General features: G+C 64.6%; 13 protein-coding genes and 2 tRNA genes. 3 read left to right on the top strand and 12 right to left on the bottom strand.

Annotation, left to right across the window (positions count from 1 at the left end; all coding sequences use genetic code 11):
* Positions 1–17: 17 nt before the first annotated feature.
* Complete coding sequence (locus LQF10_RS00075) at positions 18–1328, bottom strand: ABC transporter substrate-binding protein (RefSeq protein WP_231065477.1); 1311 nt, start codon at positions 1326–1328, stop codon at positions 18–20.
* Between the two features lie 130 nt (positions 1329–1458).
* On the opposite strand from LQF10_RS00075, the gene LQF10_RS00070 reads away from it, so the two are divergent.
* The 3 genes from LQF10_RS00070 (at position 1459) to LQF10_RS00060 (ending at position 4212) form a co-directional block, all read left to right on the top strand.
* Positions 1459–2592, top strand: coding sequence for a LacI family DNA-binding transcriptional regulator (locus LQF10_RS00070; RefSeq protein ID WP_231065476.1), 1134 nt, complete (start codon positions 1459–1461; stop codon positions 2590–2592).
* 92 nt (positions 2593–2684) lie between these two features.
* The gene (locus LQF10_RS00065; RefSeq protein WP_231065475.1) at positions 2685–3704 is read left to right on the top strand and encodes a LacI family DNA-binding transcriptional regulator; all 1020 of its coding nucleotides are present in this window, start codon (positions 2685–2687) and stop codon (positions 3702–3704) included.
* A 127-nt stretch (positions 3705–3831) separates the two neighbouring features.
* Complete coding sequence (locus tag LQF10_RS00060) at positions 3832–4212, top strand: TraR/DksA family transcriptional regulator (RefSeq protein WP_231065474.1); 381 nt, start codon at positions 3832–3834, stop codon at positions 4210–4212.
* 48 nt (positions 4213–4260) lie between these two features.
* Here the strand turns inward: LQF10_RS00060 and LQF10_RS00055 are convergent.
* The 11 genes from LQF10_RS00055 to dnaA form a co-directional block, all read right to left on the bottom strand.
* Positions 4261–4333, bottom strand: a tRNA-Ala gene (locus tag LQF10_RS00055).
* Between the two features lie 43 nt (positions 4334–4376).
* Positions 4377–4496: a DLW-39 family protein gene (locus LQF10_RS00050; protein ID WP_231065473.1), complete on the bottom strand. Its 120-nt coding sequence runs from the start codon at positions 4494–4496 to the stop codon at positions 4377–4379.
* Positions 4497–4521: 25 nt separating this feature from the next.
* Positions 4522–4595, bottom strand: a tRNA-Ile gene (locus tag LQF10_RS00045).
* Between the two features lie 116 nt (positions 4596–4711).
* On the bottom strand, positions 4712–5326 hold the full coding sequence (locus LQF10_RS00040; RefSeq protein WP_231065472.1) for a DUF3566 domain-containing protein: 615 nt from the start codon (positions 5324–5326) through the stop codon (positions 4712–4714).
* Complete coding sequence (gene gyrA / locus LQF10_RS00035; protein WP_231067390.1) at positions 5326–7968, bottom strand: DNA gyrase subunit A; 2643 nt, start codon at positions 7966–7968, stop codon at positions 5326–5328. The genes LQF10_RS00040 and gyrA overlap by 1 nt, the downstream gene beginning before the upstream one ends.
* A 35-nt stretch (positions 7969–8003) precedes the next feature.
* Positions 8004–10040, bottom strand: a complete 2037-nt coding sequence (gyrB, locus tag LQF10_RS00030; protein WP_231065471.1) for a DNA topoisomerase (ATP-hydrolyzing) subunit B — start codon at positions 10038–10040, stop codon at positions 8004–8006.
* A gap of 195 nt (positions 10041–10235) precedes the next feature.
* The gene (locus LQF10_RS00025) at positions 10236–10841 is read right to left on the bottom strand and encodes a DciA family protein (protein WP_231065470.1); all 606 of its coding nucleotides are present in this window, start codon (positions 10839–10841) and stop codon (positions 10236–10238) included.
* Complete coding sequence (gene recF, locus LQF10_RS00020; RefSeq protein WP_231065469.1) at positions 10831–12021, bottom strand: DNA replication/repair protein RecF; 1191 nt, start codon at positions 12019–12021, stop codon at positions 10831–10833. The genes LQF10_RS00025 and recF overlap by 11 nt, the downstream gene beginning before the upstream one ends.
* 19 nt (positions 12022–12040) lie before the next feature.
* Entirely contained in the window at positions 12041–12937 is an 897-nt protein-coding gene (gene gnd / locus LQF10_RS00015) for a phosphogluconate dehydrogenase (NAD(+)-dependent, decarboxylating) (protein ID WP_231065468.1), read from the bottom strand.
* Positions 12938–12967: 30 nt separating this feature from the next.
* Positions 12968–14092, bottom strand: a complete 1125-nt coding sequence (dnaN, locus tag LQF10_RS00010) for a DNA polymerase III subunit beta (protein ID WP_231065467.1) — start codon at positions 14090–14092, stop codon at positions 12968–12970.
* Between the two features lie 531 nt (positions 14093–14623).
* The gene (gene dnaA / locus LQF10_RS00005; protein WP_435531421.1) at positions 14624–16117 is read right to left on the bottom strand and encodes a chromosomal replication initiator protein DnaA; all 1494 of its coding nucleotides are present in this window, start codon (positions 16115–16117) and stop codon (positions 14624–14626) included.
* Between the last annotated feature and the right edge of the window lie 305 nt (positions 16118–16422).

The following is a 16422-nucleotide window of genomic DNA, read 5'->3' as shown; positions in this document are numbered from 1 at the left end:
CTTGGTGGCCTCAACTGTCACCAGCCCTCGAGGCCCAGCTGCCGCGCCTGGTTCTCCACATCACGGTCATAGTTCTCCGCCGCTTCCTCAGCACCGCGAATGCCAGAGCCGACCTCGACGGTGATGTTCTCCAGGTTCGGGCCCTTGATCGGGGAGAGGAATTCCAGCGCCGGTGCCGTGTTGCCGGAGTCGAAGTAGGACTGCACATCCTGGACGAGCGGGGGAACATCCGCCGGGAGCTCGCAACCGTTGACATAGGGCCCTGTCGGGTTGACCGCCTCGATGAAGACCGAGCAGGCATCCGGTCCGGTCACGAAGTCGACGAAAGCGAGCGCGGCGTCTCGCTGCTCACCTTCGACAGTGTTCGGAATGTACAGACCGTCCGGCTGCCAGATCGTGGCCGAGGTGTACTGCGGATCATCGGCGGGGATCGCCATGAACCGCATGTCCTCGACCGCGTCCGGGTGGTTGAACCGGATCGAGCTGAGGATCGTGGTGAGGATCGGGTAGTGCACGCCGGTCCCCTCGGCGAGCATCGATCCACCGTCTTCGAAGGTTGCTGACGGGTAGTTCTCGTTGAAGTAGCCGGACTCGTAGGCTTCCTCATGGTGCCGGAAACCGGCGAGGGCTGGTTCTTCGGCGTAGAACCGCTCGTGCGCCGTGTACTGCTCAGCCCAGTCCGGATCCTGGGCGTGAACATTGGCGTAGTCGCCGAGGACGAAGAGCTGGCTGGTCCAGGTGTCACCGTAGGTCTGGATGATCGGGTCATACCCCGCCCCGGCGATCTCCTCATTGTTCGCCATGAAGTCGTCCCAGGACTCCGGCACGTCGAGACCGAGTTCCTCATAGATCGCACCGTTGTAGACGATGCCACCGGCGAACGAGCTTCCATACGAGCCGCCGTAGAGGCCATTGTCGGTGCTGACCACAGAGACAAAGTCGTCCGTCAGTGAGTCCGCCCAGGGCCGGTCGCTCAGATCAAGCAGGTTCTGGTCGGGATTGAGGGCCTGGAACAGTGATCCTGAGTTGTAGTTGAACACCTCTGCCATCTCACCGGTGGAGAGCCGGGTCTTGATGAGGTTGTCGCCCTCGGTGCCGCCGGGGCGACCGTCAAGATTGACGGTGATGTCCGGGTTCTCGGCTTCGAAGGCCTCGATGAGGGCCTCGGCCAGCGCGGTGTTGTCCTCGTCCGAGGTGGACAGGAAGGTGATCTCGACGCTGCCGTCCTCGCTGCCGCCACCGGAGCATGCGGACAGGACGAGCGCCGCAGCGGCTGCCGAGGCAGCAGCCACGCTGAGGTGACGCCGTCGTAATGGGCTGGGGTTCATTGCTTTGCCTCCTCGCAAAGACGGTGCGCAGCTCGTTCTGCCCACTCGCTGAATCCTTTCACTCCGGACGATAGGTGGTGCATCGAGCGTTCGTCAACCGGTCTACACATTCGGTACTAACCTGTGACCTGTGGGCAATCGACCTGACGGCATCGACGGCGTAGCGGAGCAGTCCTCGCCACAGACCGTCCTGCCCCCACCCCGCAGCCCGATGCTCGCGCGCGGGGCGGGCCGGAACGCGACCATCCAGGATGTCGCGGATGCAGCCGGAGTCTCCAAGGCCGCCGTCTCCAAGGTGATTCGGAACGCCTACGGGGTGAGCCCGCAGATGCGTACTCGAGTCGACGCGGCGATCGCCCAGCTGGGCTACCGCCCGCGGCTGGCAGCGCGGGCGATGCGCGGTACCTCCAACACCATGGGGATCGAGATCGCCCAGGTGAGCAACGAATTCCTCACCATGATCGTCCAAGGCGCGCTTGAGACGTTGGCACCCACTCCGTATCAGCTTGTGGTGGCGCCGATCAGTTCACCAGGCGAGGCCGGTGCCGCCCTCCAGAGCCTCGCCGATCGGCAGGTCAACGGCATCGTCGCGATCTCACCGAAGGTCGGCCAAGAATGGTTGGAGCAACTCAGCGACCGGATTCCGATGGTGATCATCGGCCGCCATGACGTTTCGGCACACTACGACACGGTGGCCGGCGCCGATCGCTCAGGTACCGAGCAGGTGATGGACCACCTGTTCACGCTGGGGCACCAGCACATCCTGCATCTGACAATCGATCCGACGAGCACGCCCCTCGCCGACGCATCGAGCCAATGGCACCGTAGTGATCTCGAGCCGCACTCCATCCGCCACACGGTCTACCTGGAGCAGATGCGCCGTCGGAATCTCGAACCCGAGGTCACCTACACGGGAGGCGATGAGCTGGAAGCGGAAGCAGTTGCCGCCGAGCTACTGGCAAGGCAGCAGCGTCCGACCGCAATCTTCGCCGGGAACGACACGCTCGCGATGGGAGCACTGCGCGCGGTGGCCGCGGCCGGACTCGGCCCTGAGGATGTGTCGGTGGTGGGCTACGACGACATCACGATGGCCAGCCACCCGATGATCTCCCTGACCAGCGTGGACCAGTCAGGATCGAAGATCGGGGCCGAAGCCGTCCGGCTCCTCCTGGAACGGATCGCTGGACGTACCGAGGCTGTGCAGGTGGAGGAACAGGTGCACCTGCGAGTGCGCAATTCAACGGCGCGGCCACGCCATCCGTGACCGGTTCGTTCGCCTCTGAGCATTGCACAGCCGTACAGTCACTCTAGGCTTGCGGGCATGGCGCCCGCGCCACCGATGCCACCAGGAGGGCCATGACGACGATCCGTGATGTCGCTCGGCTCGCCGAGGTGTCGACGATGACCGTCTCGCGTGTGGTCAATGCCCGACCACAGGTCAGCCCCGCAACCCGCGAACGGGTCCTTGCCGCCATGGTCGAGCTCGACTACCACGTCGACCTCACGGCACGGCAGCTGCGGTCCGGGTCCAGTGGAACTGTCGCGCTGATCGTTCCCCGACTGGACCACGTCTATTTCGGCCAGCTCGGCGCCCAGCTGGCGGACGCCGTCGGAAAGCGTGGCAGGCACCTCGTGGTGGAACAGAGCAGTGCGAGCCGGGAGGGCGAGCTGGCCGCCCTCTCGCTGGCGCGGCTCCACATGTACGACGGCGCCATCCTCAGCGTGGTGGGCCTGGGCAATACCGAAGTGAACCGGATCCGCGCGACACTGCCGGTGGTACTCCTGGGGGAGAAGCCGGTGCCGCGCCGATTCGACCACGTCATGATGAGCAATGTGGCGGGGGCGCGGCTGGCCACCGGCCATCTGCTGGATTGTGGCGCGCGGCGGGTGATGATCGTGGGTGGTGAGTTCGGTCCGGTGTCCCGCGGTATGCGGTTTGCGCGGACCACCGGTTGGGAGGAGGCGCACTCTGCACGTGGGCTGGCCGTCGATCCGCGCCTGGTGCTCTCCTCGGACCCGATCAAGGCACAGATGGCACGTACAGCGGTTTCCCGCGCAGTCACTCGCGATCCGAGCATCGATGCACTCTTCTGCGTGACCGACGAGGCGGCGATCGGGGCGATGGCGGGACTGGCTGACGCCGGGCGCCGCGTGCCCGAGGACATCCAGGTGGTCGGGTTCGACAATCTCGCCATCGGCGCGCATATCGGTCCGGGCTTGACGACCATTGACCCAGGAAACGATTGGATCGTCGAGAACGTTGTGCGTTTGCTCGAGGCCAGAATGAGCTCTCCCCCTCCGACGGCGGCCGAGCACCTGGTTGCCCCGGCACGCCTGGTTGAACGAGGGTCGACGAAACGGGCCGGCGTTCGCTGAGGTCGCCGGTCCCGGGAAGCGGCCCTAGCGTCGGATTGCTCACCCCATCGACGGCGACGACCCATGCTCGTGGGTTCGTCAGCACATCCCACCCGGCCTGGTGCCGGTGTCGTACAGTGTGCGTCCCATGAAGCGCGTCGATCCGCCCACGAACGGCCAGCTCGCCGAGCTGCGTCGCATGCTCACGGCCGAGCGCGAGCGCACCTCGGATCGGATCGCCGCCCTCACTCAGAACGTCACGTCGATCGTCGAGGGCGCGCAGCTCACCGTCACCGATGACGAGCATGACCCCGAGGGCGCCACGATCGCCTTCGAACGCTCACAGGCGGGTGCGCTGCTCGCGGCGGCCAACACTCACCTGGTTGATGTGGACGCCGCCCTGGCGAAATTCGCCAGCGGCACCTATGGGCGATGCGAACTCTGTGGCGAGCCGATAGTTGCCGAGCGGCTACTGGCTCGGCCAGCTTCGCGGACCTGTATCACCTGCGCCGCACAGACGAGGCGGTGACATCGCGGTGTTAGCCACGCAGTCACGTTCAAGCGTCACCGTGATGGGTGGAGCCAACGGGACTCGAACCCGTAACCCCCTGCTTGCAAAGCAGGTGCGCTACCAATTGCGCCATGGCCCCTAGGGGGTACTTCAGGATACCGCTCGCGTGAACGCCGCGTTGTTCAGTCCAGCGGGTCAGTGACCTCGGCCCAGGCATCGCGCACTGCGCGATCCTCCGCCAGTTTGCGCCACGCGACGAACCCGCCGACCGCGAGCACGAGGAGGACGACTGTCTTCTTCATATCGTCTCCCTCCGTGCTGTGGACGTGGGCCTAGCTGGACTCGAACCAGCGACCTCTTCCTTATCAGGGAAGCGCTCTAACCGTCTGAGCTATAGGCCCCTTACCCCGGGAGTTTCCCGCCAGGGCGCCCCCAGAGACTACCCCAGCGCGCCCGCCGCCTCCAAAACGTATCGGCGTGGAACTGATCACGTCTGCTTGGGCACGCCGAGGTGAGATCAGTCGTCCGTCAGGGTCAGGTGCAATCCGCCCACCATGGCAGCAACCACGTTGTACACGAAGGCACCGAGCGTGGCGAGCGCCGTCAGGAGCACGACGTCCACGATCGCGATCACTGTCGCAACGGAGAGCACCCGGGAGAACTCGAGATACTCGAGCAACTCACCGAACTGCGCCATAGCGCCCACCTCTGCGATGAGCCCCTGCATCTCGGCGAACACACCCATGGAGTTGAGCACACCCCACACCACCGCGGTGGCCACCACGATCCCGATCCCGATCGCGATCGAGAGCAGGAACGTCAGCTTCATCACCGACCACGGGTCAATGCGGGACACGGCGAGCCGGACCCGGCGCGGGCCACCGCCCTCTGCCTGCTCCGCCGCCGGCGCACCCGAGGGGCGGTCTGCTCCCTGCTCACGCGAGGTCGCCGCCCATGACGAGCCGGTGGCCGGCGCGGCATTCGCCCCTCCGGATCGTTGCCCAGACTGCTGCTGGCCCGACTGCGGCGGCACGGACTGCGGCGGCACGGAGGGAGGCCGCTCTGCTGGGCTGAAGGATCTGGTCGAGGTGCGCACGGGTGGTGCGCCCGTCTTCGACGTCTGCTCGCTCATCAGCTCTCTTCCTGCCCTTCACCAGATGACTCGCCTGACGGTACGCCATCGCCCGCGTCATCGGTACTCCCCGTGGCATCGATCACTGGAACCGCGCCGTCGCCGGACTCCCCGGCCGGGGCAGCGCCGTCAGGTGACTCGGCCTCGATTTCCTCAACCTCAGCCTCGACTGCCGTCTCGACATTGCGTGCGATCGCAATGATCCGGTCGCCCGTATCCGGCTTGGCGAACGTGACGCCCTGGGTGTTGCGTCCGGTGAGATTGACCTCGGAGACGGCGGTGCGCACGATCTTGCCCTTCTCCATGATCACGAGCACCTGATCCTCCGGTCCGGTGATCAACGCACCCACGAGATCGCCACGTGCCTCAACGAGGTTCGCGACCTTGATGCCCAGGCCGCCGCGCCCCTGCACGCGGTACTCACTCACCCGGGTGCGCTTACCGAAGCCGCCCTCGGTCACCACGAAGAGGTCGGAGTCCTCGCGGACCACATCCAGGGAGAGGAGAGAATCCTCATCCCGGAATTTCATCCCCGTCACACCCGATGTCGCCCGGCCCATCGGGCGCAGTGCCTCGTCGGTCGCGGTGAAACGCAGCGACTGTCCCTTCCGGGAAACCAGCAGCAGATCGTCGTCGGAGTTCACCAACCGCGCAGCGACGACTTCGTCGACCTCACCCGACTCATCCGAGCGCAGGTTGATGGCGATTACGCCACCGGTGCGGGAGGAGTCGTACTCGCTCAGGCGAGTCTTCTTCACCAGCCCGCTCTTCGTGGCGAGCACCAGGTACTCGCTCTGGTCATAGTCGCGCAGATCGAGCACCTGGGCGATCTTCTCACCAGGCTGGAAGGCGAGCAGATTCGCCACATGCTGCCCCTTGGCGTCACGACCGCTCTCCGGCAGTTCATAGGCCTTCGCCCGGTACACGCGGCCCAGGTTGGTGAAGAACAGCAGCCAATGGTGGGTGGTGGTCACGTAGAAGTGATCCACCACGTCGTCACCGCGCAACTGGGCACCGCGCACCCCCTTGCCGCCACGGTGCTGGGCACGGTAGCTGTCGGTGCGGGTGCGCTTGGCATACCCACCCCGCGTGATCGTGACCACCACGTCCTCTTCGGGAATGAGGTCCTCGATGGACATCTCGCCATCGAAGGGGAGGATGGTGGAACGGCGCTCGTCGCCGTACTTGTCCACGATCTGGGTGAGCTCTTCGCCGATGATCCGGCGCTGCCGCTCGGGGGATCCGAGAATGTCCTTGTAGTCGGCGATCTCGGTTTCCAGCGCCTTGAACTGGTCCAGGATCTTCTGCCGCTCCAGCGCAGCCAGGCGCCGCAACTGCATCTCCAGAATCGCGTTCGCCTGGATCTCGTCAATGTCGAGCAGCTCGCGCAGACCTGTGCGCGCCTCGTCGACCGTGGGCGAGCGCCGGATCAGCGCGATGACCTCGTCGAGTGCATCGAGGGCCTTCATGAGCCCCCGCAGAATGTGGATTCGATCCTCAGCCTGCTTCAGCAGGAACTCGGTGCGCCGCACGATCACATCGATCTGGTGGGCGACCCAGTGCCGGATGAAGGCATCCAGGCTCAGGGTGCGTGGCACGCCGTCCACCAGGGCGAGCATGTTCGCTCCGAAGTTGTCCTGCAACTGGGTGTGCTTGTACAGGTTGTTCAGCACTACCTTCGCCACAGCGTCGCGCTTGAGCACGATCACCAGGCGCTGCCCGGCTCGACCGGAGGTCTCGTCCCGGATGTCGGCGATTCCCTGCATCCGCCCATCACGCACCAGATCAGCGATCTTCGCTGCCAGGTTGTCCGGGTTCACCTGGTAGGGCAGCTCACTGACCACCAAACACGTACGGCCCTGGAGTTCCTCGACCTCCACCACCGCGCGCATCGTGATCGAGCCGCGACCAGTGCGGTACGCATCCTCGATCCCGCGCAGGCCGAGTACCTGCGCGCCCGTCGGGAAGTCCGGCCCCTTGATGCGCTGCAGGAGTGCGGCGAGAAGTTCCTCCGGTGTCGCCTCGGGGTGCTCCAGCAACCAGTGCACGCCGTCGGCCACTTCCCGCAGATTGTGCGGGGGAATGTTCGTGGCCATCCCGACGGCGATCCCTGAACTGCCGTTGACGAGAAGGTTGGGGAATCGGGCCGGCAAGACGAGGGGTTCCTTCGTCTTCCCGTCGTAGTTGTCACCGAAATCGACCGTGTTCTTGTCAATGTCGCGCACCATCTCGAGCGCAAGCGGTGCCATTTTGCACTCGGTGTACCGCGGGGCGGCTGCGGCGTCATTGCCAGCAGAACCGAAGTTCCCCTGACCGGCCACCAGCGGGTACCGCATCGCCCACGGCTGCACGAGGCGAACCATCGCGTCATAGATGGCGCTGTCTCCGTGCGGGTGGAACTGACCCATCACGTCGCCCACCACACGTGAGCACTTGGAGAAGGAGGAGTCCGGGCGGTATCCGCCGTCGAACATCGCATAGAGGATGCGCCGGTGCACCGGCTTGAGACCGTCCTGGACGCTGGGCAGCGCGCGGCCCACGATCACGCTCATTGCGTAGTCGAGGTAGGACCGCTGCATCTCCAGTTGCAGGTCCACCTGCTCGATGCGGTCGGTGATCACTTCCGCAGCGTCGTCGGGCATGGGGGTGAGATCGTCAGTCACGAAAAGGTCCTTACTCAGACGTCGAGGAAACGCACGTCATGGGCGTTGCGCTGGATGAACGAGCGGCGTGATTCGACGTCCTCGCCCATGAGGATGGAGAAGATCTCGTCCGCGGCCGCTGCTTCCCCGATGGTCACCTGGCGCAGTGTGCGGGTATCGGGATCCATGGTGGTCTCCCACAGTTCCTTGTAATCCATCTCCCCGAGGCCCTTGTACCGCTGGATCCCGGTTTCCTTGGGCAGGCGGTGGTTCTTCGCCAGACCCTCGGCCAGCATCACGTCGCGCTCCTTGTCAGTGAAGACGTACTGGTGCGGAGCATTGGTCCACTTGATCCGGTACAGCGGCGGCTGCGCGAGGTAGACGTACCCGCCCTCGATCAGGGGGCGCATGTACCGGAACAGCAGTGTGAGCAACAGCGTGCAGATGTGCTGTCCGTCCACATCGGCATCCGCCATCAGCACGACCTTGTGGTAACGCAGCTTGGCGACGTCGAAATCTTCGCCGATCCCGGTACCGAACGCGGTGATGAGCGCCTGCACTTCCTGGTTCGCGAGGGCCTTGTCCACCCGTGCCTTCTGCACGTTCAGGATCTTTCCGCGGATCGGCAGAATCGCCTGCGTCTCCGGGTTGCGCCCCTGCACGGCTGAACCACCGGCCGAGTCACCCTCCACGATGAACACCTCAGACCTCGAGGCATCCCTACTGGAACAGTCCTTCAACTTGCCCGGCAAGCCCCCGCCCTCGAGCAACCCCTTGCGGCGGGTCGCCTCACGAGCCTTGCGGGCGGCGAGCCGTGCCACCGATGCCTGCACGGCCTTGCGGATGATGTCCTTGGCCTCGTTCGGGTGGCTTTCGAGCCAGTCGCCGAACTGATCGAAGACCACCTTCTGCGTGAATGTCCGCGCCTCGGTGTTGCCGAGTTTGGTCTTCGTCTGCCCCTCGAACTGCGGTTCGCCGAGCTTGATGGAGATGACGGCGGTCAGGCCCTCCCGGATATCGTCACCGGTGAGGTTCTCATCCTTCTCCCTGAGTAGCTTGTTCTCCCGCGCGTAACGGTTCACCAGCGTGGTCAGTGCCGAACGGAACCCCTCTTCGTGGGTACCGCCCTCAGAGGTGTTGATGGTGTTGGCATAGGTGTGCACGCTCTCCGAGTACGCACCGGTCCACTGCATCGCGATCTCGAGGGAGATCGTGCGCTCCACGTCCTCTGTCTCGAAGGAGATGACCTCGGGGTGCACCAGTTCAGTGCGCTTGGAGGCGTTCAGGTGAGTGACGTAGTCGATCAGGCCATTGTCGTATTTGTAGCTGACTGACTTCGAGTGACCCTGGTTCTCGTGAGCGCTGTCCTTCTCACCGGCCACCTCATCATCGGTGTCACTGTGCCGCTCATCGGTGATGGTGATGCGCAGCCCCTTGTTCAGGAAGGCATACTGCTGCATCCGCGAGCGCAGTGTCTCGAAGTCATAGTCAGTGGTCTCGAAGATCGTGGGGTCCGCCCAGAACGTCTGGGTCGTCCCCGTCTCGTCCGTGGCACCCAGGCGCTGCAACTCTCCGAGGGGAGCACCGCCGTCGGAAAAGTCCTGACGCCAGTGGTAGCCATCGCGGCTGACCTCGGTGACCACACGTGAGGACAGAGCGTTCACCACGGAAATACCCACCCCGTGCAGACCGCCGGAGACGGCGTATCCGCCGCCACCGAACTTCCCGCCGGCGTGCAAGACCGTCATGACCACTTCAACCGTGGGGCGACCCTCGGTCGGGTGCATGGCCACGGGAATCCCTCGCCCGTTGTCGATCACCCGCACGCCACCATCGGCAAGTAGGGTGATCTGCACGTGATCGCAGTATCCGGCGAGCGCCTCATCGACGGCGTTGTCCACCACCTCATACACCAGGTGGTGCAGGCCACGCTCACCGGTGGACCCGATGTACATCCCTGGTCGCTTGCGGACCGCTTCGAGCCCTTCGAGAACGGTGATGTTGATGGCGTCATAGCCAGATGATCCGGCGGGGTTCTGCCCGGCTACTGGCGGGGGCGTCTCGTCAGCCACGTTCTCCTGGCTCTCCTATCGTCATCGGTGCGCACCCCCGGTGGTCCGCTACGAGCGGGGCAGGCATGTGCAGGTCCGGGTGGCCGTGGAGCAAGTCCACAGATCCCGGACAGTTCCCACGATTCTACCCCTCACCTGCCGAAACAGACGAATATCCACACCCTTATCCACACCCTGGTGCTTCCCTGCGGCGAGTCATCCGTACGTGTCGCGCGGTCCTCGACCTCCGGGGGCCACACGAGGCCCCTTCCGCCAGGTCGGTCCGCCGGGGCCGAGCACCTGGATGCTGGTGACAACGCCCTCACCCACCTCCTCGGCCAGCCGTCGGTCCAGCTGCGGGCCCAGGAGCCGGATCTGGGTGGCCCAGGCCGTGGAATCTGCTCGTACCACCAGCACGCCGTCAGAGAATGTTTCCGGCGTGCAATGGTCGGCAATCTGATCACCGACAACCTCTCGCCACCGCCCGATCACGCCACCCACGGAGAGGGGTTGGTTCCAGCCGAGTTGACGGGCCAGAGATTCGACCGTGGCCCCCAGCGGTGCGGGGTCGCGACCTGTTCCGTGCCCAGGCGCAGCCTCGAATGCCACGCCGTCGTGACGGCGCAGTGTGCGCCCTGGCCGTGTGCCTGGACGCGCCGTACGCAATCCCTTCGCACGAGCGGCGTCCCGTGCTCGGGCGAGTGCCGACTGGGCCGCCTGATCACGATTCTCGGCCGGGCCGCCGTCGTGGAGCTTTTCCTCGGATGTGCCGTCCCCGAGACCATCGGAGGCTCCCGTTCCCGCTTCCGGCTCATCGGACACGGGTGATCACCGAGTCCATTACGTCCACACGGGCACCGTCGAGCTCTTCGGGAACGTCCTCGGCCACCGCGGACGTGATCAATACCTGCTGGGCGTTCGCGACCACCTCGGAGAGCCGTCGGCGCCGGCGGGTGTCCAGTTCAGCGAAGACGTCGTCGAGGATGAGGACAGGTTCGCCGTCAGCGTCCCAGTCATCGGCTTTGAGCAGCTCATAACTGGCCAAGCGGAGGGCGAGGGCGAGCGACCACGACTCCCCGTGGGAGGCGTATCCCTTCGCCGGCAGTTCACCGAGCCGCAGTTCCAGTTCGTCCCGATGTGGGCCAACAAGGCTGACGCCACGCTCGATCTCCTTCGGCCGCAACCGGGACATGGCCTCCAGCAGTTGGGCCTCCACCAGGTCTGCGTTGGTGAGCGTGCTCTCACCCTCCTCCTGGCTGGCACCGTCGAGTTCAGCACGTTCCGGGCTCATCACCTGCTGCACACTCGCCCGGTAGATCACCGACGCCACGCTCTGCTGTGAGCTCACGCGCTCATAGGCGGATTCGATGTGCGGGCGCAGACCGTGGAGCACCCTCACCCGAGCAGCGATGAGCTCAGCACCGGCTTTGGCCGCCTTCTCGTCCCAGACATCCAATGTGCGCAGGTCACCGCTCGCTCCACTCTTGCGAGCTCCCGCTGCAGACTTCAGCAGCGCGTTGCGCTGGCGGACCACCCGTTCGTAGTCGGATCGCACACCGGCCAATTTCGGGCTCAGTAGCACCAACAGTTCATCGAGAAAGCGTCGTCGACCGTCCGGGTCGCCTTTGACCAGGGACAGATCCTCGGGAGCGAAGACCACGGTGCGCAGTATGCCGAGTAGCTCACGGGTGCGGGGTAGTGGCGCCCGGTTGAGGCGAGCCCGGTTCGCCTTCCCCGCCACCAGTTCCAGTTCGAGTACCGAGGCCCGCCCGTCACGCATCACCTTCGCCTGGATGATCCCGCGCGCAGCGCCGTGGCGCACCAGGGCAGCATCGGAGGCGACTCGATGAGAGGAGAAGGTGGACAGATACCCCAATGACTCGACGAGATTCGTCTTGCCCTGACCATTCGGACCGACGAACGCTGTGATTCCCGGGTCCAGAGACAGCAGGGCCTCGCGGTAGGAGCGGAAGTCAGTCAGCGCGAGGTCAGAGACGTACATGCCGGTCGGTCAGACTCCTTCAGCCATCGGCGGACGGCTGGGTGGCGTGCCCACCGAACTGATTGCGCAGGGCAGCGACTGCCTTCATCGCTGGTGAGTCCTCTTGCCGTGAGTCGAACCGGGCGAAGAGCGCAGCACTGATCACCGGTGCCGGCACCGCCTGCTGGATCGCCTCCTCCACCGTCCACCGGCCCTCACCGGAATCGGCGACATACCCGCGAATCTCATCCAGATCGGGGTCCTCGTTCAGCGCCTTCACGAGGAGTTCGAGCAGCCATGAGCGCACCACGGTGCCCCGTTGCCATGCCTCGAAAACGGCACCGACATCACCGATCAGGTCATCCCGGGCGGCAAGGATCTCGTACCCCTCGGCGTACGCCTGCATCACGCCGTACTCGATGCCGTTGTGCACCATCTTGGCGTAGTGGCCCGCTCCCACGGGGCCGGCGTGAACGAAACCCTCGTGTCGCGGGCCATCGGGGCGTAGGGCATCGAAGATCGGCATCAGCGAGGCAACGGTCTCGTCCGAGCCGCCCACCATCAGGCCGTAGCCGTTCGCCTCACCCCAGATCCCGCCGGAAACTCCCGCATCGACGTAGCCGATCCCGCGTTCGGCGAGCTCGGAGACGCGGCGTAGGTCGTCGGTGTACTTGGAGTTCCCGCCATCGATGATCACATCGCCGGAGCGCATCACGGTGGCAAGTTCACTGATGACTGATTCGGTGATCTCACCGGCCGGGACCATCACCCACACCACACGAGCGTCCTCGCCCAGAGCGTTGACGAGCTCATCCAACGAGGACACATCACTGATCTCGGGATTCTGGTCGAATCCGGTGACCCGCAAGCCCTTGGCACGCATGCGATCGCGCATGTTGCCACCCATCTTGCCGAGGCCGACGAGTCCGACGTGCATCACAGGCTCCTTGCGCAGTGCGGTGGTTGCTCAGGCGCCGAATCGGATCGGCATCAGGAGATAGCGGAATTCCTCGGCGTGGTCGGAGCCGTCGGCGTCGTCCTGACCGGTCATGACCGCGGGCTTCGAGGGATGGGTGAAGGAGAGGCGGACAAAATCGGTGTTCAAGGCGCTCAAGCCGTCGAGCAGATACTGCGGGTTGAACGCTGTGGAGATCTCTTCACCGACGAGTGTGGATTCGAGAACTTCCGAGGCCTGGGCATCGTCACCCTGACCTGCTTCGAGCACCACCTGGCCCTCACTGAAGGACAGTCGGATCGGTGTATTCCGTTCGGCGACGAGGGCGACACGTTTGGCGGCCTCGACCAATTCGTGAGTGCTGGTGACTGTGTGAGTGGTGGTCTGATCCGGGAAGAGACGCCGAACGGGCGGGTACTCGCCGTCGACCAACAGGGACGTCGTGCGGCGACCACCCGCTTCGAACCCGATGATGTCGCCACCGTCGGCAAGAGCAAGCTCGATAGAACCGGCGCTCGAGAGATTACGCGCAACATCGGAGAGTGTGCGGGCGCGGACCAGTGCGATGCGGGAGACCGACGGCGATGCCGGCGACCACGTCATCTCACGCATCGCGAGCCGGTACCGGTCGGTCGCGAGCATCGTCAGGGTGTCACCTTCGATCTCGACGCGTACCCCGGTCAGCAAGGGCAGGGTCTCGTCCCGGCCGGCAGCCATGGTGACCTGCGAGATCGCCTGAGCGAATGCATCACCGGCGATCGAGCCGGTGACATCCGGCAATTCCGGCAACGTCGGGTAGTCCTCGACGGGCATGGTGAGCAGAGTGAAGCGTGACGATCCGCAGACGACCGTCACCCGACTTCCCTCGAGCGTGACCTCGACGGGCTTGTTCGGTAATGCCTTGGAGATCTCCGCGAGGAGGCGACCGGAGACCAGGACGGAGCCGGGCTCATCCACGTCAGCGACGACGGCCGACCGCGCGGAGACCTCGTAGTCGAAGGTGGAGAGCACAAGTCCTTCCGCGTCGGCCTCAAGCCGGACACCGGCGAGTACAGGTGAGGGGGGTCGGCTCGGCAGGGTGCGTGCGGTCCATGTGACGGCGTCCGCCAGGACGTCTCGCTCCACCCTGAACTTCACGATCTCGGCCCTCTTCCTTGCGATATGCGAACTCGGGGGTCCCGAGCATAGTGACTGTGCAGGCGTGCACGATGCTCCCCCGTCAATTCCGACGAGCGCAGCGGACGGCGCACACGGCCTGGACTCGACAGTAGACGACTGGAGTGACATCCCGCGAGCACACCAGTGCTCGGAAGCAGGATCGGCCCCAGATCCAATGGTGGTTGTTCACACCCGATCATCCCTAGAGAAGGGTCATCGTCATCATCGGTGTTGTGGACACTGTGGGTAACACGTATCAGTGCAGGTCAGCGCGGCGAACCGGGTGTGGACGGGTAGTAGGACGGCGCTGCACAGGGTGACGGGAGAGCTGTGCAGGGCGACAAGACCCACAGGCTGCGTCCACGGTGAACATGTCATTGGTCCACCGATTGTGCGGGTCTGTCCACGGCCATCCACAGATTCATCCACATCTGTGCATGAATCACGTCGTTGCTATCTGCATCGTGGCTGGTCAGAGCGGGTACGCGGGAGGTCGGAGGACCTGCCCGGTCAGCTGCGGTGCTGTTGCTTGATCCGATTTGTCAGTTCGGTCACCTGGTTGAAGGTGGAACGCCGCTCGGCCATCTGCTGCCGGATCTTCCGGTTGGCGTGCATCACCGTGGTGTGATCGCGGCCGCCGAAAACCTGACCGATCTTCGGCAGCGAGAGTTCGGTGAGTTCTCGGCACAGGTACATGGCGATCTGACGAGCGTTGACCAGCACACGAGACCTGTCGGCACTGCAGAGGGCCTCGATCGTCACCCCGAAATACGACGAGGTCTGGGCCATGATGACCGATGGGGTGATCTCGGCGCCGTCGTTGTCGGTGATCAGGTCCTTCAGGACCATCTCTGCGAGGGAGAGGTCCACGGTCTGGCGGTTCAGGTTTGCGAAGGCAGTGACCCGGATGAGGGCCCCCTCAAGTTCGCGGATGTTGGAAGAGATCTTCGAGGCGATGTACTCGAGAACGTCGCTCGGTGCCTGGAGTGATTCGGCGCCGGCCTTCTTCCGGAGGATCGCGATGCGGGTCTCCAGGTCGGGTGGCTGCACGTCGGTGATCAGGCCCCATTCGAACCGGGATCGCATCCGATCCTCGAAGCCGTTGAGGTGCTTGGGAGGCAGATCGGAGGTGATCACCACCTGCTTGTTGTCGTTGTGGAGGGTGTTGAACGTGTGGAAGAACTCCTCCATCGTCTGTTCCTTGCCTTGCAGGAACTGGATGTCGTCGATGAGGAGCACATCGACTTCGCGGTAGCGCTTCTGGAAGGCCTCGGCCTTGTCGTCCCGGATGGAGTTGATGAAGTCGTTGGTGAATTCTTCGGAGTTGACGTACCGCACCCGGATCCCGGGATAGAGACTCTTGGCGTAGTGGCCGATCGCGTGCAGCAGGTGTGTCTTGCCCAGCCCGGACTGGCCGTAGATGAACAGCGGGTTGTAAGCCTTGGCCGGCGCCTCAGCGACGGCGGTCGCGGCCGCATGGGCGAATCGGTTGCTTGACCCGATCACGAACGTCTCGAAGGTGTAGTTCGGATTCAGTCGAGCATGCGGATCCACGCCGGTGGCGTAGGTATCCGGGCGAGGTGCGCGTTCGGTGCGAGCCGGTGGGATGCGTTCGTCTCGTGTGCTGGGGCTGGCGATGTCAGGTCCGCGTTGCTCAGCGACGGGCCGGGATTCGGTGTCGAGGTGGTGAGCTGCCGGTTGTGCCCGCTCGGCGGGCAGGGAGTCCTCGAGGGAGGCATCGACCGTGACAGCCACGCGTACCGTGCGATCCAATGCCGAGGAGAGCGCCGAGATGATCGATTCCCGCGCCCGGGTCTCGATGAAGTCTTTGGCGAAGTCGCTGGGGACCGCGAGCAAGATCGTGTCATCGATGACGCCAAGCGGCCGGGTCAGTCGGATGAAGCCCAACTGTGCGCCGCCCAGGTCACCACGCGAAGAGAGGATCTCGAAGGCGCGGTCCCATGCCTGGCTCAGATCCGTTGGATCCACGGGTGACTCGGACACTTGACTCCCTGTGGGACGCAGTTGGCATCGTGCTGTTCGCCCGGGCCTCACTCATCCCGCGACGATCCACAACTGTATCCACAGTCTGTGTGAAACTTCGCGTCGAACGCACAGGCCCGTCCTGGCGCGGATAGGTGCCGCCGGATCTGTGCGCCGGCGGATGTGACCTTTGCTGTGAGTACTGGTCGGGGAGCAGTAGTTGTCCACAGAGGGGAAGGAAGATCTTCAGAATGGGGATGGTGGAGGCAATCGGCGTCTGTGTGACCGAGGTGACCGCGGCGACGTTTGACCGGGTCTGGGGCCCT

The organism is Ruania halotolerans, assembly GCF_021049285.1.
Taxonomy (GTDB): Bacteria; Actinomycetota; Actinomycetes; order Actinomycetales; family Beutenbergiaceae; genus Ruania; species Ruania halotolerans.
Note: the sequence above shows the minus strand (reverse complement) of the source record. Positions and strands in the feature narration are given on the sequence as shown.